Source organism: Paracoccus mangrovi (assembly GCF_042648425.1).
GTDB classification, from domain to species: Bacteria; Pseudomonadota; Alphaproteobacteria; order Rhodobacterales; family Rhodobacteraceae; genus Paracoccus; species Paracoccus mangrovi.
Genome location: NZ_JBHRXJ010000005.1, coordinates 23656 through 43808 on the forward strand (window position 1 = coordinate 23656; position 20153 = coordinate 43808).

General features: G+C 65.4%; 18 protein-coding genes. 10 read left to right on the top strand and 8 right to left on the bottom strand.

Translation table 11 applies throughout. The features are described from left to right. Positions 1 to 2 precede the first annotated feature (2 nt). Positions 3 to 344, bottom strand: coding sequence for a DMT family transporter (locus ACFOMH_RS08665; protein WP_377743944.1), 342 nt, complete (start codon positions 342 to 344; stop codon positions 3 to 5). Between the two features lie 241 nt (positions 345 to 585). Here ACFOMH_RS08665 and obgE point away from each other — a divergent pair, with 241 nt between their 5' ends. Together obgE and proB are read left to right on the top strand one after the other, a co-directional pair. Next, a complete protein-coding gene (gene obgE / locus ACFOMH_RS08670; protein WP_377743945.1) occupies positions 586 to 1617 on the top strand; it encodes a GTPase ObgE in 1032 nt (343 codons plus the stop codon). After that, the gene (gene proB, locus ACFOMH_RS08675; protein ID WP_377743947.1) at positions 1605 to 2717 is read left to right on the top strand and encodes a glutamate 5-kinase; all 1113 of its coding nucleotides are present in this window, start codon (positions 1605 to 1607) and stop codon (positions 2715 to 2717) included. The genes obgE and proB overlap by 13 nt, the downstream gene beginning before the upstream one ends. A 148-nt stretch (positions 2718 to 2865) precedes the next feature. Here the strand turns inward: proB and ACFOMH_RS08680 are convergent, their stop codons facing one another. Then, positions 2866 to 3753 carry a 1-acyl-sn-glycerol-3-phosphate acyltransferase gene (locus ACFOMH_RS08680; protein ID WP_377743948.1) on the bottom strand — a complete coding sequence of 296 codons (888 nt, stop codon included), beginning with the start codon at positions 3751 to 3753 and terminating at the stop codon, positions 2866 to 2868. A 70-nt stretch (positions 3754 to 3823) separates the two neighbouring features. Then, positions 3824 to 6367 carry an aminopeptidase N gene (gene pepN / locus ACFOMH_RS08685; protein WP_377743950.1) on the bottom strand — a complete coding sequence of 848 codons (2544 nt, stop codon included), beginning with the start codon at positions 6365 to 6367 and terminating at the stop codon, positions 3824 to 3826. Between the two features lie 156 nt (positions 6368 to 6523). On the opposite strand from pepN, the gene ACFOMH_RS08690 reads away from it, so the two are divergent. The 6 genes from ACFOMH_RS08690 to ACFOMH_RS08715 all read left to right on the top strand — a co-directional run bounded on the left by ACFOMH_RS08690 (position 6524) and on the right by ACFOMH_RS08715 (position 13834). Next, a complete protein-coding gene (locus ACFOMH_RS08690) occupies positions 6524 to 7234 on the top strand; it encodes a hypothetical protein (protein WP_374426488.1) in 711 nt (236 codons plus the stop codon). A gap of 191 nt (positions 7235 to 7425) precedes the next feature. Next, on the top strand, positions 7426 to 9576 hold the full coding sequence (locus tag ACFOMH_RS08695) for a malate synthase G (protein ID WP_377743952.1): 2151 nt from the start codon (positions 7426 to 7428) through the stop codon (positions 9574 to 9576). Next, positions 9573 to 10019: a methyltransferase family protein gene (locus ACFOMH_RS08700; protein ID WP_374426483.1), complete on the top strand. Its 447-nt coding sequence runs from the start codon at positions 9573 to 9575 to the stop codon at positions 10017 to 10019. The genes ACFOMH_RS08695 and ACFOMH_RS08700 overlap by 4 nt, the downstream gene beginning before the upstream one ends. A 13-nt stretch (positions 10020 to 10032) precedes the next feature. Beyond that, a complete protein-coding gene (locus ACFOMH_RS08705) occupies positions 10033 to 10713 on the top strand; it encodes a D-lyxose/D-mannose family sugar isomerase (RefSeq protein ID WP_377743954.1) in 681 nt (226 codons plus the stop codon). Between the two features lie 96 nt (positions 10714 to 10809). Beyond that, positions 10810 to 12384, top strand: coding sequence for a Re/Si-specific NAD(P)(+) transhydrogenase subunit alpha (locus tag ACFOMH_RS08710; RefSeq protein WP_377743957.1), 1575 nt, complete (start codon positions 10810 to 10812; stop codon positions 12382 to 12384). Positions 12385 to 12394: 10 nt separating this feature from the next. Next, positions 12395 to 13834, top strand: a complete 1440-nt coding sequence (locus ACFOMH_RS08715) for an NAD(P)(+) transhydrogenase (Re/Si-specific) subunit beta (RefSeq protein WP_374426475.1) — start codon at positions 12395 to 12397, stop codon at positions 13832 to 13834. A gap of 87 nt (positions 13835 to 13921) precedes the next feature. Here ACFOMH_RS08715 and ACFOMH_RS08720 read toward each other — a convergent pair whose 3' ends face one another. Beyond that, entirely contained in the window at positions 13922 to 14191 is a 270-nt protein-coding gene (locus ACFOMH_RS08720) for a hypothetical protein (protein WP_374426472.1), read from the bottom strand. Positions 14192 to 14349: 158 nt separating this feature from the next. Further along, complete coding sequence (locus ACFOMH_RS08725; protein WP_377743959.1) at positions 14350 to 14859, bottom strand: L,D-transpeptidase family protein; 510 nt, start codon at positions 14857 to 14859, stop codon at positions 14350 to 14352. 179 nt (positions 14860 to 15038) lie between these two features. On the opposite strand from ACFOMH_RS08725, the gene ACFOMH_RS08730 reads away from it, so the two are divergent. Next, positions 15039 to 16334 (top strand): DUF3422 family protein, encoded by a 1296-nt coding sequence (locus tag ACFOMH_RS08730; protein WP_374426467.1) that lies wholly within the window; start codon positions 15039 to 15041, stop codon positions 16332 to 16334. Positions 16335 to 16438: 104 nt separating this feature from the next. Further along, the gene (locus ACFOMH_RS08735; protein ID WP_377743961.1) at positions 16439 to 16783 is read left to right on the top strand and encodes an arsenate reductase family protein; all 345 of its coding nucleotides are present in this window, start codon (positions 16439 to 16441) and stop codon (positions 16781 to 16783) included. A gap of 23 nt (positions 16784 to 16806) precedes the next feature. On the opposite strand, the gene ACFOMH_RS08740 is transcribed toward ACFOMH_RS08735, so the two are convergent. The 3 genes from ACFOMH_RS08740 to ACFOMH_RS08750 all read right to left on the bottom strand — a co-directional run bounded on the left by ACFOMH_RS08740 (position 16807) and on the right by ACFOMH_RS08750 (position 20011). Further along, positions 16807 to 17427: a YitT family protein gene (locus ACFOMH_RS08740; RefSeq protein WP_374426462.1), complete on the bottom strand. Its 621-nt coding sequence runs from the start codon at positions 17425 to 17427 to the stop codon at positions 16807 to 16809. A gap of 53 nt (positions 17428 to 17480) precedes the next feature. Beyond that, a complete protein-coding gene (locus tag ACFOMH_RS08745; protein ID WP_377743963.1) occupies positions 17481 to 18494 on the bottom strand; it encodes an ABC transporter substrate-binding protein in 1014 nt (337 codons plus the stop codon). A 95-nt stretch (positions 18495 to 18589) separates the two neighbouring features. After that, positions 18590 to 20011, bottom strand: a complete 1422-nt coding sequence (locus ACFOMH_RS08750; protein WP_374426456.1) for a mannose-1-phosphate guanylyltransferase/mannose-6-phosphate isomerase — start codon at positions 20009 to 20011, stop codon at positions 18590 to 18592. Between the last annotated feature and the right edge of the window lie 142 nt (positions 20012 to 20153).

The window sequence follows — 20153 nt, forward strand, 5'->3', positions numbered from 1 at the left end:
CCTCAATGTGAAACACTGTCCGAGAACAGGTTGACCACCACGACCCCGCTGACGATCAGCCCCAGCCCGATCACCGCCGCCAGATCGAGCTTCTGGCCAAAGACCGCAAACCCGATCACCGCGATCAGCACGATGCCCATCCCGCTCCAGATGGCATAGGCGATGCCCAGCGGCATGGATTTCAGCACCAGCGACAGGAAAAAGAACGAGGCCGCATAGCACAGCGCCATGATCAGCGTCGGCACGATCTGGGTGAATTGCTGGCTGCGTTGCAGGAATGTCGTGCCGATCACCTCAAGCGAGATGGCGGTGAAAAGCGTGGCATAGGTCAGCAAAGGCGGCATGGCTTTCTCCGGTGGCGTGGTCGTGATGCGGGCATTCTCATGGCCGCCTTCTGGCTCTAGCGTGGGCGGGGGGCGGTGTCACCTCGATCCGAGGTCGTGACAAGGTCTGACTGTGCCGGCATGGCACGCGTGTCGCGGCCCGGGTGGTGTCCGCATCGGCACCGGCGGCTGCGGTCTTGAACCGCCGCCCGCAACAGCGTATCCCCCGCCTTGCCCCCGTTTTTCCGCAAGGATCGCTGCCGTGAAATTCCTCGATCTCGCCAAGGTCTATATCCGCTCGGGCGGCGGAGGCGCCGGCTGTGTGTCCTTCCGCCGCGAGAAGTTCATCGAATATGGCGGCCCTGACGGCGGCGACGGCGGACGCGGCGGCGATGTCTGGGCCGAGGCGGTGGACGGGCTGAACACGCTGATCGACTTTCGCTTTCAACAGCATTTCTTTGCCAAATCGGGCCAGCACGGCATGGGCGCACAGCGCACCGGCGCCTCGGGCGACGATATCGTGCTGCGCGTGCCGGTCGGCACCGAGATCCTGGACGAGGATCAGGAAACCGTCATCGCCGATCTGACCGCGCCCGGCCAGCGCATCCTGCTTGCGCGGGGCGGCAATGGCGGCTTTGGCAACCTGCATTTCAAATCCTCGACCAACCGCGCGCCGCGCCATGCCAATCCCGGCCAGCCGGGGGTCGAGCGCACGCTGTGGCTGCGGCTCAAGCTGATCGCCGATGCCGGGCTGGTCGGCCTGCCCAATGCCGGGAAATCGACCTTTTTGTCGGCGGTCTCGAACGCACGGCCCAAGATCGCGGACTATCCCTTTACCACGCTGCATCCCAATCTGGGTGTGGTCGGCGTCGATGGCCATGAATTCGTCATCGCAGACATTCCCGGCCTGATCGAGGGCGCAAGCGAGGGCCGGGGCCTCGGCGACCAGTTTCTGGGCCATGTCGAACGCTCGCGGGTGCTTTTGCATCTGGTCGATGGCACCGCCGAGGATGTCGCGGCCGATGCCCGCACCATCCTGACCGAGCTTGCCGCCTATTCCCCGGCTCTGGCCGAAAAGCCGCGCATCACCGCCTTGAACAAGATCGACGCGCTGGACGCCGAAACCCTGGCCGAGCGCCGCGCCGCGCTCGAGGCCGAAATCGGCGGGCCGGTGCATCTCATGTCCGGCGTCTCGCGCGAGGGGGTGACCGATGTGCTGCGCGCGCTCTGGGTTCAGATCGCGCCCTCGCGCAAGCCGGCGCCGGAAAAGGACAGCGGATCTTGGCAGCCGTGATCCCCGAGCTGGACCGCGCGCGGCGGCTTGTGGTCAAGATCGGCTCGGCGCTTCTGGTCGGGCCGGACGGGCTGCGCCTTGAATGGCTGCGGGCGCTTTGCGACGATATCGCCTCCGCGCGGGCGCGGGGCACGGATGTGGTGCTTGTGTCGTCAGGCGCGATCGCGCTCGGGCGCAAGGTGCTGGAACTGCCCGCCGGCCCCCTGCGGGTCGAACAGTCGCAGGCGGCGGCGGCGGTGGGCCAGATCCGCCTCGCCCGCGCCTATGAAGAGGCGCTTGCCCCGCATGGCGTCAAGACCGCCCAGCTCTTGATGACGCTCGATGACACCACCGATCGCCGCCGCTATCTGAACAGCCGCGCCACCATGCAGACGCTGTTGGGCATGGGCGTCGTGCCCATCGTCAATGAAAACGATACCGTTGCCACCGACGAGATCCGCTTTGGCGACAATGACCGGCTGGCGGCGCAGATCGCGGTGACCTGCGGCGCCGATCAGCTGCTGCTCTTGTCGGATGTGGACGGGCTTTACACCGCCAATCCCAAGACCGATCCCGATGCCCGCCACCTGCCGGTGGTCGAGGCCATCACCGCCGAGATCGAGGCCATGGGCGGCGACCCCGTCTCGGGGCTGAGCAAGGGCGGCATGAAGACCAAGCTGATGGCCGCGCGCACCGCCGTGGCCGGGGGCTGCGCCATGGCCATTGCCGAGGGCTCGGTTCTCAATCCGCTGTCGGCGGTGGCGCGGGGGGCGCGGGTGACCTGGTTCCTGCCCGATACCGACCCCCAGGCCGCGCGCAAACGCTGGATCGCGGCGATGAAACCCAAGGGCGAGATCACCGTCGATGCCGGGGCCGCGCAGGCGCTGGGACAGGGGAAATCGCTGTTGCCGGCGGGCGTGACGGCGGTCGCGGGACGTTTCGGGCGCGGCGATCCTGTCGTGGTGCTTGATCCGCGGGGCGCGCGGCTGGCCTCGGGGCTGGTCCGCTATTCCCATGCCGAGACCCGCACCATCGCCGGGCATCGCAGCGACGAGATCGAGGCGCTTCTGGGCTATCCCGGCCGCGCCGCGCTGATCCATCGTGATGACATGGTGCTGTGACCGGCGCGACCTGCGCCGGCGTCGCGGCCCTATGGATATTTATGTGAAGAAGAAAGCATGACCGGTCGCGCGCGGGGCGTTGCGGCCGGTCTTTCTTCTTCATTCAAATATCCAAAACCCGACCCTGCCGAAGGATCGGCCGGGCCGGTTACTTGATGACATGCGGCCGGGCGATGGTGCGATGCTGCCTCGACAGGTTGCCGATATGGCGGATGCGCACGGCGGCGGGGCCGGGCGCGGGCAAGGCCAACACATGCTCGCGCATCACTGCGATGGCCTCTTCGCTGCGCGCCGGCAGGGTCGCGGGCAGGATCGGCGCGCCCACGGTGATGCGATAGGGCTGGCTGGCCTTGTTCAGCACCTCGTTGAACAGCGTCACGTCGCGCACCGTCGGATGGATCGCATCCAGCAGATAGAACAGCGCCGAATTGCGCGCCCGGATGCGCAGCGGGATGATCGGGGCATCGAATTTGCGCGCGATCATGGCCGCGCTGGCCATCCAGGGCCGTTCGTGCAGGGTCAATCCGCGCCGCTTGGCCAGACGCCCCGATGGAAAGATCAGCCCGATGCGGCCGCGCAAAAGCGCCTCGCGGGTATAGTCCATGGTGGCGCGGGTCTTGGCGTGGCTGCGCTTTTCCTGTCGCCATTCGACCGGGGCGATCAGGCTGCCGAATTGCGGCAGGATGCGCATCACGTCGTGATTGGCATAGATGAACAGATCGTCCCTGATCGCCGAGATGACAGCGTTCAGGACGATCCCATCGGCGATCCCGGTCGGGTGGTTGGCCACGATCAGCGCCGGCCCTGTCGCCGGGATATGTTCCAGCCCCTCGACGGTGAGATCGCGCACGATCAGCTGCGCCAACCGGCGCATGATCTCATCGGTGGGCAGGTCGCGATATTCGGCCCCCAGCTCGACCGTGCGCGGGTATCGCAACAGCCACATCAGCGCCTGTCGTGCCAGATCGTGATAACGCCGGCCCGTAAAAAGCCAGGGCGCCCGCTCTTGGATAAGCGGATCCAGACGGCGTTTCATGTCCTCGCGGGCATCCATGGCCCGAGTATTGCCCCGCCCATTTCCGGGCCGCAAGAGCGGTTCGCGCATCTCAGTTCAGCCCGGCAAGGATACGCGTAACCATTTCCGAACTGTTGCGCGACAAGCCGGGCAGGGCGGCGATACGTTCCAGCGCGGATCGCGCATGGGCCTGCCGGCCGGCATCATAGCGCGAGATGGTCTCGAAGGCCGAGCACATGCGCGCGGTGGTTTGCGGATTGACCGGATCCAGCCGCATCAGCCATTCGGCGAGGAAATCATAGCCCGAGCCATCGGCGGCATGGAAACCGGCATGGTTCGCGGTCAGCCCGCCGATCAGGGCGCGGAATCGGTTGGGGTTTTTCCAGTCGAAATCGGGATGCGCGGCCAGTTCGCGCGCCCGTGCCACCGCCCTGTCGGGCGCCGCGCGCAGCGGCTGGACCATGAACCACTTGTCCATGACCAGCCGGTTGGCACCAAACTCGGCCGCGAAATCGGCCAGCGCCGCCTTGTCGCGCCCGGCCGCGATCAGCTGTTCCAGCGCGCCCTGACGTTCGGTCATATTGGTGGCGGTGCGGTAAAGCGCCTCGGCGCGCGCACCGCCATCCAGCCGGCTGAGATAGGCCAGTGAGGCCAGCCGCAGACTGCGCCGCCCGCCGCCCTCGGCATCGGGGCGATAGGGGCCGGGCTGGGCCATGGCGTCGTAAAGCCGCGCCAGCGCGGTCTCATGCGTCGTGGCGATGTCCAGCATCTGCGCCCGGCGCGCCGCATGGATGGCATCGGGATCGGGAATGCCGCCGCGCGCCGAGATGGCGGTGGCGATCTCTTCCTCGCCGGGCAGCGACAGGCAAAGCGCGGCAAAGGCGGGATCGTCCCCGGCATCGGCGAGCACCCCGGCAAGGGCGCGGTTGAAATCCTCGCCACCGTCCCGGCCACCCGCGCGCAGGATCAGCCCGTCCAGCGCCAGATCGTGGCCGGCCTGCCAGCGCGCATAGGGGTCGGTGTCATGCGCAAGCAGCAAAGCCTGTTGATCGGCGCCAATTTCGCGGTCAACTGTCACCGGGGCCGAAAAGCCCCGCAAAAGCGAAACCACGGGCCGCGCGCCCAACCCGTCGAAGCTGAAGCTTTGCGCGGGCTCGGTCATTTCCAGCACCGTCGTCGGCAGCACCTCGTCGCCATTCGGGCCGATCAGGCCAAGCGCGATGGGAATGACGCGGGCGGGTTTTTCCGGCTGGCCGGGCGTGGGCGCCGTTTCCTGATGAAAGTTCAGGACCAGGCGGCCATCGGCCCAATCCTCGGTCAGGGTCAGGCGCGGGGTGCCGGCATCGGTATACCAGCGCTTGAACTGGGTCAGGTCGCGGCCCGTTGCATCCTGGAACACGGCGATCCAGTCCTCGATGGTGCAGGCCTGACCGTCATGGCGCTCGAAATAGAGGTCCAGCGCCTTGCGATAGCCCTCGTCACCGACCAGCCGCTTGAGCATGCCGATCACCTCGGCGCCTTTTTCATAGACGGTCGCGGTGTAGAAGTTATTGATTTCCTGATAATGATCGGGGCGCGGCGGATGCGCGAGCGGGCCTGCATCCTCGCGGAACTGGCGCGCGCGCAGGGTCTGGACGTCATGGATGCGCTTGACGGCGGGCGAGCGCATGTCGCTGGTGAATTGCTGGTCGCGAAAGACCGTCAGCCCCTCTTTCAGGCAAAGCTGGAACCAGTCGCGGCAGGTGATGCGGTTGCCGGTCCAGTTGTGGAAATATTCGTGCCCGATGACGCCTTCGATGCGTTCGTAATCGCCATCCGTCGCGGTTTCGGCGGTGGCCAGAACCAGCTTCGAGTTGAAGATGTTCAACCCCTTGTTTTCCATCGCGCCCATGTTGAAATCATCGACGGCGACGATGTTGAACACGTCCAGATCGTATTCGCGACCGTAAACGTCCTCGTCCCATTTCATCGACCGGATCAGCGATTCCATCGCATAGCCGGCGCGCCCCTCGTCGCCCGGCCGCACCCAGACATTGAGCGCAACCTTGCGCCCCGACATGGTGGTGAAACTGTCGGAAACGGCGCGCAGATCGCCCGCGACCAGCGCAAAGAGATAGGCGGGCTTTTTCCACGGATCCTGCCAGATGGCTCGGCCCGGGGCCTCTTCGACCGGGTTGCCGTTCGACAAGAGCACCGGCATGTCGGAATTGATGGTGACGTGAAAGGGCGCCATCACATCGGGGCGGTCGGGATACCAGGTGATGTGGCGAAAGCCCTCGGCCTCGCATTGGGTGCAGAAGATGCCGCCTGAAAGATAGAGACCCTCAAGCGCGGTATTGGCCTCGGGGTCGATCTCGACCTCGGCCTCGAAGGTGAAGCTGTCGGGCAGGTCGGCGGCGGGGATGATCAGTTGCCCATCCCCCGCCAGCGAAAGCGGCAGGGCCTTGTCATCGACCGCCAGCGACAGGGTCTTGAGCCCGGCCCCGTCCAGCACAAGATCGCCATCGCCGCGCCGGACGAATCCGATCCGCGAGCGTACCCGCGTGGCGCGCGGTGCAAGATCGAATTCCAGCCGCGTTTCGGTGATCTGATAGGGAAAGGGCCGCCAGTCGGCCAGGTAATGCGTCGCGTTCATCCCGCTTCCCGCCTTGAGTAAGGAAAAATCGGCACCGCACGGGAACTTGTGCGGATGCCAAGTGTTAGTCGCATGACTGCCGGGCCGCAAGGTCGAGGGGGATTTCCCGCCGTGGCCGGCAGAGGCTGGATAGTTGACCCAAAGAAGGAACCGCCAATGGCCAATTATGACCCGAACGACCCTCGCCGCACCGATGCGACCGATCCGCATCGCCCCAATGTGAAGGTCGAAACGCATGTCGAGCCGGTCGAGCGCCGCGCCTCGCCCTTGCCGCTGATCATCGGGATCCTGCTGGCTCTGGCGATCGTCTATTTCGTGCTGCAATACTTCATGGCCCGCGACGAGGCCGCGACCACCACGGGCGAGGAACCGGCAGCGGTGACCACGACCGCACCGGCCGAAACCACCACCGAAGCGCCGGCCGCAGCCACCGATGCCCCAGTTGCCGCACCTGCGGAAGCGGCGGCTGAAAGCGCGGCGAATGCCGCGAGCGATGCGGCCACCGCCGCCGAGAATGCCGCAAGCGACGCCGCGACCGCGGCCGAGAATGCGGCCGAGGCCGCCGGTCAGGCTGTCGGCACCGCCGCCGAGAATGCGGCTGATGCCGCCGCCGATATGGCCAGCGATGCCGCCACCGCCGCCGGGAACGCCGCCGATGCGGCGGGCGAGGCTGCCGGGAACGCCGTCGACGCCGCCAAGGCCGCCGCCGAGAATGCGGGCGAGGCCGCCAAGACCGCGGTCGAGAACGCCGGCGAGGCGCTGGACAATGCGATCACCGTCGAGGAAACCCCGGCGACTGCACCTACGACTGCGCCGACGACTGCTCCGGCCACCGGCACCGCGCCGGCCACCGCGCCCACGAACTGATCGGCACCATCCCGCCGATCCGGGTCCGATCGGACCCAAGGGATCCGCCGTCCGGCACCGGGCGGCGGATTTTCAATTCCAGCGCAATTGTGAATTTCTGTTTGCGCAAAGATCACGCCGGTTGAAACAAGCCGCCGCTTGGCATACCACCGTGTACAACAATCGGATTGCTGCGTCAGAAGGGGAACGTCATGGCTCGGGTAGAAAAGGCAGGGTTGCGGGTCGACGAGGCACTGGCCTCCTTCATCAACGAACATGCGCTGCCGGGCAGCGGGGTCGATCCGCGCCGCTTCTGGGAGGGGCTTTCCGAGCTGATCCACGAATTCGGCCCCCGCAACCGCGCCTTGCTGGAAAAGCGCGATGAATTGCAGGCAAGCATCGACGCCTGGCACATGGCCAATCGCGGCAAGGACGATGCCGCCGCCTATCGCGATTTCCTGACCGAGATCGGCTATCTGTTGCCCGAAGGGCCCGATTTCAGCATCGAGACCGCCGCCACCGATCCCGAATTCGCCAGCGTCGCCGGCCCGCAGCTGGTGGTGCCGATCACCAATGCGCGCTATGCGCTGAACGCCGCCAATGCCCGCTGGGGCAGCCTTTATGACGCGCTTTACGGCACCGATGCCATGGGCGATCTGCCGCGCGGCAAAGGCTATGACGCCGAGCGCGGCGCCCGTGTCATCGCCTGGGGCCGGGATTTTCTGGATGGCGCGGTGCCGCTTGCGCAGGGGTCATGGGCCGATGCGGGCGCGCTTGCGGTCAAGGACGGCGCGCTGGTCCCGGCGCTGCGCGATCCGGCGAAATTCGCGGGCTTTGGCGGCGATGCCGCCCGCCCCACGGATATCTATCTGAAAAACAACGGGTTGCTGATCCGCATCGTCATCGATCCCTCGACCGCTGTCGGCGGACAGGACAAGGCCGGGATTTCCGATATCGTGCTGGAATCGGCCCTGTCGGCGATCATGGATTGCGAAGATTCGGTCGCCTGTGTCGATGGCGTCGACAAGGCCCAGGCCTATGGCAACTGGTTGGGTCTCATGGATGGCAGCCTGACCGAAGAGGTGGCCAAGGGCGGCGGCACCATCACCCGCCGGCTAAACCCCGATGTGACCTTTACCGGCCCCGATGGCCAGCCCGTGACCCATAAGGGGCGCGCGCTCATGCTGGTCCGCAATGTCGGCCATCTGATGACCACGCCCGCCGTTCTCGACCGCGAGGGGCACGAGGTCTATGAGGGCCTGTTGGACGCCATGATCACCGCGCTTTGCGCCAAGCGCGATCTGGACGGGCAGGGGCCGGGCAACTCGGCCACCGGCTCGATCTATGTCGTCAAGCCCAAGATGCATGGCCCCGAAGAGGTGGCCTTTGCCTGCGAGATCTTCGATCATGTCGAAAAGGTGCTGGGCCTGCAGCCCAATACCGTCAAGCTGGGCATCATGGATGAGGAACGCCGCACCAGCGCCAACCTCAAGGAATGCATCCGCGCCGCGAAACATCGCGTGGCCTTTATCAATACGGGCTTTCTGGACCGCACCGGGGACGAGATCCACACCTCGATGGAGGCGGGCGCCATGCTCGCCAAGGGCGAGATGAAGACCCAGCCCTGGATTGCCGCCTATGAGGATCGCAATGTCGATATCGGTCTGGCCTGCGGTCTGGCCGGCAAGGCGCAGATCGGCAAGGGCATGTGGGCGATGCCCGACCGCATGGCCGACATGCTGACCCAAAAGATCGGCCACCCGAAATCGGGTGCCAATACCGCATGGGTGCCCAGCCCGACCGCCGCGACCCTGCATGCGACCCATTACCATCAGGTCGACGTTCATGCCCGCCAGGCCGAGATCGCGGCGCTGAAACGTCCGGCGCGTCTGGACGATCTATTGACCGTGCCGCTGGCCGGCGGCCGCAATTACAGCGACATCGAAATCGCGCGCGAACTGGAAAACAACTGCCAGGGCATTCTGGGCTATGTCGTGCGCTGGGTCGATCAGGGCGTCGGCTGTTCGAAAGTGCCCGATATCAACGATGTCGGCCTGATGGAGGACCGGGCCACGTTGCGCATTTCGGCGCAATCACTGGCCAACTGGCTGCATCATGGCATCGTCACCGAAACCCAGGTCATGGATGCGATGCGCAAGATGGCGGGCGTCGTCGACCGCCAGAACGCGGGCGACGCGGCCTACCGGCCGATGGCGCCGGGCTTTGACGGCGTGGCCTTTCAGGCGGCCTGCGATCTGGTGTTTCTGGGCCGGGTGCAGCCCTCGGGCTATACCGAGCCGGTTCTGCATGCCCGCCGCCTTCAGGCCAAGGCCGAACAGGCGCAACAGGCAGCCATGGGGTGATCCGGCAGCTGACAGCCCTGCCTCAGTTCTGGCTCGTGCTTTTCGCGCTGGCCGGGCTGGGATTGGGGCGACTTTTTCCGATCGGCCTGTCCTCCGAAATCCGGGGGGCGGGCCTTTTTCTTGTCGTGGCCGGGCTTTCCTTGATGCTCTGGGCGGCGGTGGTGATGCGGCGCGCGCGCACGACATTCATCCCGGGGCGCCATCCCGACGCATTGGTCACGCATGGCCCCTTTCGTTTTTCGCGCAATCCCATCTATCTTGGCGATATGATCGTGCTGGCCGGGCTGTTTGCGGCGCTTTCGGCGCCTGCGGGGCTGATCCTGCTGCCGGGATTCGCATGGCTGTTGCAGCACCGCTTCATCCGACGCGAAGAGGCGATGATCGCAGCCGATTTCGGGGCCGAATTCGAAACCTACAAGGCGCGGGTCAGGCGCTGGTTCTAGATCGGAGAAGACCATGAAACGCTCACGGATCAATGCCATCATGGCCGATGCCGCCGAGATGATCGCCGGTGCCGGATTTCACCTGCCGCCCTTTGCCCATTGGACCCCGCAGGAATTTCGCGCCCGCGCGACGCCCGCGATCCGTGACGGCCGCCTTGGCTGGGACATCACCGATTACGGTCAGGGCGATTTCGACCGGCTGGGGCTGTTCCTGTTCACGCTGCGCAATGGCAATCTGGTCGAACTGAGCGCCGGGCGCGGCATGGTCTATGCCGAAAAGCTGTTGATCAGCCAGGAAAATCAGATCAGCCCGATGCACACCCACGCCATCAAGACCGAAGACATCATCAACCGTTCCGGCGCGACGCTGGCGATTCGACTTTGCGGATCAGACGGGCAGGGGCGGATGGACCGCAACGCCCCGGTCCGGGTCGATTGCGACGGCATCCCGCGCGAGGTGGCGGCTGGCGGGGTGATCCGGCTTGGCCCCGGCGAATCCGTGACCCTGCGTCCCGGCGACTGGCACGAATTCTGGGCCGAGGGCGGCGCTTGCCTGATCGGCGAGGTCTCGACGGTCAATGACGATCTGACCGACAATATCTTCGCCGCCCCCATCGGTCGCTTTGCCAATGTGACCGAGGATGTGGCCCCGACCCATCTTTTGGTCAGCGATTACGATTCTGATGTCGCGTGACATTTCCTAATCGGGCGTGGCGTCACGCTCTTGTGAAAGATTGTTGCGCGATGCTATGCAAAGGCGCTGACGGACGCTAACAGAGGAGGACGCCTCGTGAAGATCGGTGCGTTGAAGGAGAGCTACGAGGGAGAGGCGCGGGTCGCAGTCACTCCGTCCTCGGCTGCCCATCTCAGGAAACTGGGGCATGAGGTTCTGGTCGAGTCCGGCGCGGGGGTACGCGCCAATTTCTCGGATGCGGATTACGAGGCCGCAGGGGTCACCATCGAGCCAAGCGCCCAGGCGCTGATCGGGGCCGCCGATGTGGTGGTCAAGGTCCGCCCGCCCAGCGATGCCGAAATCGGCAGGATGCGCGCGGGCCAGACGGTCATTTCCTATTTCTATCCGTCCCAGAACGCCGAACTTCTGGAAAAGGCGCGCGAACAGGGCGTCACCGCCATCGCCATGGACATGGTGCCGCGCATCTCGCGCGCGCAAAAGATGGATGCACTGTCCTCGATGGCCAATATCGCCGGCTATCGCGCGGTGATCGAGGCCGCGAATAATTTCGGCCGTTTCTTCACCGGGCAGGTGACGGCGGCGGGCAAGGTACCGCCGGCCAAGGTGCTGGTGATCGGCGCAGGCGTTGCCGGTCTGGCGGCGATCGGCGCCGCGACCAGCCTTGGCGCACAGGTCTATGCCTTTGACGTCCGCCCCGAAGTGGCCGAACAGATCGAATCGATGGGCGCCGAATTCGTCTATCTGGATTTCTCGGAAAGCCAGACCGACGGCGCCGCGACCGGCGGCTATGCCGCGCCCTCCAGCCCGGAATTCCGCGAAGCGCAGCTCAAGAAATTCCGCGAACTGGCGCCGCAGATGGACATCGTCATCACCACGGCGCTGATCCCGGGCCGTCCGGCCCCGGTGCTGTGGACCCGCGACATGGTCGAGGCGATGAAGACCGGCTCGGTCATCGTCGATCTTGCCGCCGAGCGTGGCGGCAATTGCGAACTGACCGTCGCGGATGAACGCTTTGTCACCGATAACGGCGTCATCATCATCGGCTATACCGATTTCCCGTCGCGCATGGGCGCCCAGGCCTCCGAGCTTTATGGCAACAATATCCGTCACATGCTGGCCGATCTGACGCCGGGCAAGGATGGCGTCATCAACCAGAACATGGAAGACGACGTCATTCGCGGCGCCACCGTCACCTATGACGGCGACGTCACCTGGCCGCCACCGCCGCCCAAGATCGCCGCCATCGCCGCGCAAAAGCCCAAGGAAAAGGTCAAGGAACTGACCCCCGAAGAGCGCCGCGCCAAGGAAGTGGCCGAGTTCAAGGCCCAGACCCGGTCGCAGGTCACGCTTCTGGGCGTGGGGGCGGCGCTGATGCTGCTGGTGGGCATGTTCGCCCCGGCAAGCTTTCTGTCGCATTTCATCGTCTTTGTGCTCTCGGTCTTTATCGGCTTCCAGGTGATCTGGAATGTCAGCCATTCGCTGCACACGCCCCTGATGGCGATCACCAATGCGATTTCCTCGATCATCATCGTGGGCGCGCTTTTGCAGATCGGATCCGGCTCGTGGCTGGTGGTGTTCCTGGCGGCGCTTTCGGTGCTGATGGCGGGCGTCAATATCTTTGGCGGCTTCCTCGTCACCCGGCGCATGCTCGCCATGTTCCAGAAATCGTAAGGAGGGGATGATGGAATACGGATTCACCACCGCCGCTTATGTGGTTGCCGCAGTCCTGTTCATCCTGTCCTTGGGCGGGCTTTCGGGACAGGAAAGCGCCAAGCGCGCGGTCTGGTACGGCATTGCCGCGATGGCGCTGGCGGTTGTCGCCACGCTGATCGGGCCGGGCTATGGCAATTGGGGTGTGACGCTGATCATGCTGGCCATTGGCGGGGCCGTCGGCTGGGTCGTGGCCAAGCGCGTCCAGATGACGGAAATGCCGCAGCTGGTCGCGGCCATGCACAGCCTTGTCGGTCTGGCCGCCGTGCTGATCGGCTTTAATGCCCAGTTCGAACTGGGCCGGGTGCTGCGCGCCAAGGCCGCCGATGCGGCCGCCGAATTCCACGGCTTTGCCGCCGTGCTGGCGCATAAGACACCTTCGGAAATCGCCATGCTCAAGGTCGAGGTGGCACTGGGGATATTTATCGGTGCGGTGACCTTTACCGGCTCGATCGTGGCCTTTGGCAAGCTTGCCGGCAAGATCGACGGCAAGCCGAAAAAGCTGCCGGGCGGGCATATGCTGAACGCGGGCGCGGCGGCGCTGTCGATTTTGGCCCTGGTGCTTTACTGCACCGCCGGCGCGCCCGTCCTGTGGCTGCTGGTGATCACGCTGGCCGCGTTCTTTATCGGTTATCACCTGATCATGGGCATCGGCGGCGCCGACATGCCGGTCGTGGTCTCGATGCTGAACAGCTATTCGGGCTGGGCGGCGGCGGCCATCGGCTTCACGCTGGGCAATGACCTCTTGATCGTGGTCGGCGCGCTGGTCGGCTCGTCCGGTGCGATCCTGAGCTATATCATGTGCAAGGCGATGAACCGCAATTTCGTCAGCGTCATCCTTGGCGGTTTCGGCGGCGAGGCCGGCCCCGCGATGGAGATCGAGGGCGAACAGATCGCCATCGACGCCGAAGGCGTGGCCGCCGCGCTGAACGATGCCGACGAGATCATCATCGTCCCCGGCTATGGCATGGCCGTGGCGCAGGCACAGCAGTCGGTTTCCGAACTGACCCGCAAGCTGCGCGCCAAGGGCAAGAACGTGCGCTTTGCGATCCACCCGGTCGCGGGCCGCCTGCCGGGCCACATGAACGTGCTTCTGGCCGAGGCCAAGGTCCCCTATGACATCGTTCTGGAAATGGACGAGATCAACGAGGACTTCCCGAACACGGATGTGGTCATCGTCATCGGCTCGAACGATATCGTGAACCCGGCCGCGCAAGAGGACCCGAACAGCCCCATCGCCGGCATGCCGGTGCTCGAGGTCTGGAAGGCGAAACAGGTCTTCGTTTCCAAGCGCGGACAGGGCACGGGCTATTCCGGCATCGAGAACCCGCTGTTCTATAAAGAAAACACCCGGATGTTCTATGGCGACGCCAAGAAATCGGTCGACGCGCTGCTGCCGATGATCGACTGACGGCACATCCGGTCAAGCGGATGGCGACTATGCGGGGCGGGCCTTTGGGTCCGCCCCTTTCGCATCGCGCGCCGGCCCCGGGCGCGGTCAATAGGCGTTCAGCATGAACTTGATCACATCCGCCGGCAGCGACGGATGCAGCGCAAGCTTGCGCGTACGCCGCCCCTTATGCGGGATCAGCAGCGCGCAGCGCGTGGCAATCGCATGCGAACGCGTGGCCGAGCTGGCCGCGATCACCCCCGCGCGCCAGCGCGAATGCGGACCAAAGCGCAGCACGCTTTCAATGGCGCCCGGAACATAGCCCTCGGTTTCGATCGAATCGATCAAGGCATCGCTGATGACGGGGGGCAGGTACATGGAACAGGGCACTCGGAAGATGGGGCGAATTGTTCCGATTTTTTACTCTCGAACGGTCCGGCAGAGTACTTGCCCTTTTGCACAGGTCACCATGAGAAACGCGCCGCCCTTAGGAGGAACGGCGCGTAAGCTTTGGGTTTCGTTCGGTTGTTTCTCGATTACGGCGTGATCAGGATCGGCGTGCCGTCGGGGATCATGGCATAGACATCCTCGATCTCGGCATCGCTCACTGCGATGCAGCCGGCGGTCCAGTCGGCTTTCTGTTTGGAAAGCGCGCGCCCCTCGGGGCCCTGGCCATGGATGAAGATATCGCTGCCTGCGCTGCGCCCGACCGAGGCGGCCAGCGCGCTGTCCTGCGGGTTGGGGTATGAGACCCCGACCGACAGGTGATAGCGGCTGTCGGGATTGCGGCGGTCGATATAGTAAAGCCCCTCGGGCGTCTTGCCGTCGCCTTCATATTGCTTGTGGCCGATCGGCTCGTTGCCCAACCCGATGCGATAGGCCTTCAGCACCGTGTTGCCATGCATCAGCAGCATCTGGCGCGCGCCCTTGTTGACGACGACCTGGGTGACCTGTGGCCCCGAATAGGTCTTGAACTTGCTGGGCGCGCAGGCCGCGACCCCCAACAGCAATGCCACCATCACGATCCGTCCCAGCCAGCCCATCATCCGCCCTGTCCCTTGTCTGCGTGTTCGGGCCATTTTGCCCGCCGCGCGGGGGGCGGGCAATGCGCGTGGCGTTCACGAAATCCTGATCCCGGCTGCGGATGCGTGGCAGATTTGCCAAGTCATGGCAAAGAATGGCGTTTTCGGTTGCCACATCGCGGGCTTCTACGGATCATGCCGCCATGAACGATCAGGACGATCATCCCCAACGCTATGCTCTGGTCAATGAGCTGCATACCCGGCCCTCGCCCCGGCTCGAGGCGCCGTGTACGGCGGTGTTTCTGGCCGTCAAGCAACGCGGCGACGCGGCCAGCCGCGACCGGGGGCGGGACGTGGCGCATCTGGCCGATCTGTGCGCCCGCCATGGCGCCGCGCGCCCCGACACCACCGCCGGCCATTACGCCGGCGAGTTGGGCCGCTATAAGCTGCGCTGGGAAAGCCATACCGAATTCGTGACCTATGCGGCCTTTGTGCCCGGCCTGCCGCAGCGGCCCTTTGACCCGGCGGCGGGCGCGATCTTTGCCGATGACTGGCAACGCCAGGCGCCGGGCAAGCGCATCGCCGCGATGATGATCCAGGTCGATTTCCTGCCCGACGACCCGGCCGATGTGATGCCGCGCCTGTCGGAATGGTTCGCGGATGAAAGCCTTGCCTCGGTCTGGGTGCTGCAAGAGGCGGCGGTGGTGGCGGGCGATTTCCGCATTGATCCCGCCGGCTGGATGCGGTTCGCGGTCTTTGTCAAACGCGGCACCGATCCCGGCCGGATCGGCCGGATCGTCCAGCGCCTGATGGAGCTGGAAACCTATCGGGTAATGTCCATGCTGGGCCTTGGCCGCGCCCGCGTCGTGGCCCAACAGCTCAATGAGCTTGAGCCGCGCCTCAATGACATCGTCCAGAACATGAGTGACGAATCCCGCCCGGCCGAGGCCTTGCTGCATGAATTGCTGGCGGTTTCGGCGCGGCTGGAAAGCGCGGCCAGCGAACATGCCTTTCGCTTTGGCGCCACCGCCGCCTATGAGGCGATCGTTCAGGACCGCGTCGCCGCCCTGCGCGAGACGCGCTTCATGGGCGGGCAAATGCTGACCGAATTCATGTCGCGGCGCTATCATCCGGCGATGCGGACCGCGAAATCGGCCGAACGGCGGCTGAATGCGATGCTGGCGCGCAGCGAACGCGCGGGCGAATTGCTGCGCACCCGGGTCGATGTCTGGCGCGGGGCGCAGAATCAGGCGCTGTTGCAGCGCATGGACAGCCGCGCCGATCTGCAATTGCGACTGCAACACACGGTCGAAGGCCTGTCGGTGGTGGCGATCAGCTATTATGCCGTGGGGCTGGGGGGATATCTGCTGTCGCCGCTGGCTTATGCGGCCGGGATCGACAAATCGGTGCTGATCGCGGGGCTGACCCCCGTGGTTGTGATTTGCGTCTGGCTGGCGATGCGGCGCATCAAGGCGCGGCTGCATGACGGCCAGCATTGAAATTCCGCGATCACCAGAGGAGTTAACCGCGTGAGACTGATCCTGATCCTTGGCGTTGTTTTGACGGTTTCGGCCTGCAACGTGCCGCTGGTGCCCCTGATCTGATGGCTGGTCAGCTAAAGATGTACGGGCTGGCCCATTGCTCGACCTGCCAGAAGGCGCAGGCCGAGCTTGAGGCGGCCGGCTGGCAGGTCGATTTTCGCGACGTCAAGACCGACCCGCTGTCCGGGGCCGACTGGCAGGCGCTGATCGCGGGCTTTGGCGACAAGCTGGTCAACCGCGCCAGCCTGACCTGGCGTGGCATGTCCGATGGCGAACGCGCCGGAACGCCCCTTGAGATGCTGACGGCCAAGCCCTCGCTGATGAAACGCCCGGCGATTGTCGTGGGCGATCAGCGTCTTTTGGGCTGGACCGCGAATGTCAAACGCGCGCTGGGGGTGGCGGCCTGAGCGCCGCCGCCATCTTTGCACGCTCAGACGATATAGCGGTCGCGGCGGTGGTTGATGGCGATCACCAGATTGAGCACCAGCGCCCCCAGAAATGACCAGGCGACCGTCGACCCGTCGCGCAGAAACAGCGCGGCGGCAAAGATGCAGATGTCAAAGATCAGCTGGGTCCAACCGGCGCGAAACCCGGTCGCATCCTGAAGATACAGCGCCACGATCCCGATCCCGCCCAGCGAGGCCCCGTGCCGGAACAGCGCCAGCAGCGCCGAGCCGACCAGAAAACCGATCAGGATCGCGCCCACCGCCGGATGCACCTGCCCGAATTCCAGCCCGCGCGGCAATATCGCGACCAAAAGCGACATCAGCCCCACCGCGACAAAGGATTTCAGCATGAAGGTCAGCCCCAGCCGCTTATATCCCAGCCAGTAAAAGGGCAGGTTGACCACGAAAAAGACCGGCGCAAAGCCCCAGCCCGTCGCATAGGAAATCAGGATCGCCAGTCCGGCGGTCTGGCCGGTCACAAAACCCAGATGGGTCAGCAGGTTCACCCCGACCGCCGCCATGAACGCGCCATAGGCGATGCCCTGGGCGTCTTCGATCGGGCTGTGGCGTTTGGGGCTGTCTTGGGGATCTGGGGGCTGGGACATGGCCCCCCTCATGCCCGCGAAGCGGGGGGACGGCAAGGGGGAAGCTTTCGGATCTAGGGCGCGGTCCGGGGGCCGGGGGTCGGGTCGATCCGCGCGCCGGTCCGTTGCCCGGCTTTCCGGGCCAGATCGCTGATCTCATGGGTAAAGGCGTTTTGCGGATCGGCGCGCAGCACCGCCGCGTCGCCGCCTTCGCGCAGGATCGCGACGCTGCGGCGATAGGCCGCATCATCGAGCGCGCCCTGTGCCGACAAAAGCGGGGCGATGCCCTTGATGGCGCGGGTCTGGCGTTTCAACGCCTCGGGATCCGGGTCGGGGCCCAGAATCAGCCGGGCGCTGGCCTCGGGGTCGCGAACCGCCTCGTGCCAGCCCTGCATGCTGGCGCGCAGGAAACGCGCAAACCGGTCGCGCATGGCCGGATCGGGCAGCTTGTCCTGCAAGGCATAGATCCCGTCCTCGAGCACGCCGGCCCCCTGATCGCCGGGATCCAGCTCGACCGTGCCGCCGGGTTCGACGGGCGCGTCATAGCTGGTGGTGCTGATGCAGGCGGCCTGTTTCTGGCGCAGCATTCCGGCGGCGTCGTCCGGCCATTGCCGCAGGATCGACACCCCTTCAAGGCTGTCATCGGCGCGCAGGCCCAGCTTGTTCACCCAACCCGACAGGGCCAGTTCCTGTCCGCGGTAATCGCTGCCCAACGTCTTGCCGCGCAGATCGGCGGCGGTCTGAACGCCCGCCTCGGGCAGACAGGTCAGGCGCAGCGCGGGCAGGGCAAAGGGCTGGCCGATATTGACCAGCGGCAGCCCGTTTTCGCGCGCAAGCAGGGCGACGGGCAGAAACTCGACCGCCAGATCGGCCTTGCCCCGCGCCAGCGCCTCAAGCGGGATCGCATTGCCCGGAGGGTGCAGGCGCACCTCTAGCCCCTCGGCGGCATAAAAACCGCGCGCCTCTGCCACCAGATAGCCGGCCGATTCCGCCAGACCGGGGCCGTTCAGTTCGACCACCAACTCGCCGGCGGACAAAGGCGCCGCGCAAAGCGCCAACAGCGCGGCGCAGATCAAGCTGCTTTTCATCCCGGCCCTCTGTCCCACGGCTTTATCCTTGGTTCGGGCCATGGTTAGACGCCGCGCCACCGGCCCGCAAGCAAGCCCCCCGCACGAAACCGCGATCAGCCGCGTGAATAGACATCCTCATAGCGGACGATGTCGTCTTCGCCCAGATAGACGCCGGTCTGGACCTCGATCAGCACCATCGGCACCTTGCCGGGGTTTTCCATCCGGTGCACGGCGCCAAGCGGCACATAGATCGACTGGTTTTCGGTAACCAGGGTCACGGTTTCGTCCACCGTCACCCGCGCCGTGCCACTGACCACGATCCAATGTTCAGAGCGGTGGAAATGCGATTGCAGCGACAGCGCCGCGCCGGGATTGACGACGATGCGCTTGACCTGAAAGCGGTCGGCCAGCGCAAGGGTTTCGAACCAGCCCCAGGGGCGGTGATCGCGCAGAAACATCTCGGCCTGACGCGCGCCCTTGTCCTTGAGCGCGCCGACGGCTCGGCGCACCTCTTGCGCGCGGTCCATGCCGGCGACCAGAACCGCGTCATTGGTGGCCACCACCATGACATCGCGCAATCCGATGCCCACGACCTCGATCCCCTCATCCTGCGAACGCAAAAGCACATTGTCGCAATCGATCGCGGTCGAACGCGGATCGGTGACGGCGCCGCGCTCGGCGGGGGCGGCGTTCTGGATCTCGCGCCAGACCGCGTCCCAGCCGCCCAGATCCGACCAATGGCCGGAAAAGCGCACGACCGACAGGTTCCCGGCCTTTTCCAGCACCGCATAATCGATGGAAAGATCGGGCAGCCGGTCCCATGGCTCGGCCGCCAGCCGCAGAAAGCCCAGATCCAGCCGCGCCTCGGTCAGCGCCGCCTGCACGGGGGCCAGATATTCGGGCGCATGTTCGCGGAATGCCGCGATCATGGTTTTCGCGGCAAACAGGAAAATGCCGGCATTCCACAGGAAATTCCCGTCCGCGATCATCCGCGCGGCATTTTCGGCATCGGGCTTTTCGACAAAGCGCTTCAGGATCAGCGGACCCTGACCCTCGCCCTCGGCCTCCATATAGCCGTAACCGGTTTCCGGGCGGGTGGGGGTGATGCCAAAGGTCACGATGCGCCCGGCCTCGGCGGCGGCCAGCCCAAGATCGACGGCGCGGCCAAAATCCTCGGCATCGGGGACGACGTGATCCGAGGGCGCAACCAACAGCACCGCATCCGGGTCGCGTTCGGCGGCGGCCAGTGCGGCGGCCAGAATCGCGGGCGCGGTGTTGCGCCCGGCGGGTTCGATCACGATGGCGGCGGGATCGATGCCGATCTGATCCAGCTGTTCGGCCACGATGAAACGGAAATCGGCATTGGTCATCACCACCGGCGCACCATACCGCGCCCCCGACAGCCGCCGGGCCGAGGCCTGAAACAGGCTTTCCTCGCCGACCAGCGGCGCGAATTGCTTGGGAAAGCTCTTGCGTGACACCGGCCACAACCGTGTGCCCGAGCCGCCGGCCAGAAGAACGGGGGTAATCGCCATGTCACAACTCCGATCCGGGGAAGGGCGTGCTTGCCATTCCAGAATTATCGCCCCGCCGATGCTCGCGCGCAAGTTGCGAACGGCGCCGGTGGAATTGTCGGTTCGGATAGCATGCGGGGGCATGCTGGGCAAACCTGCTGTT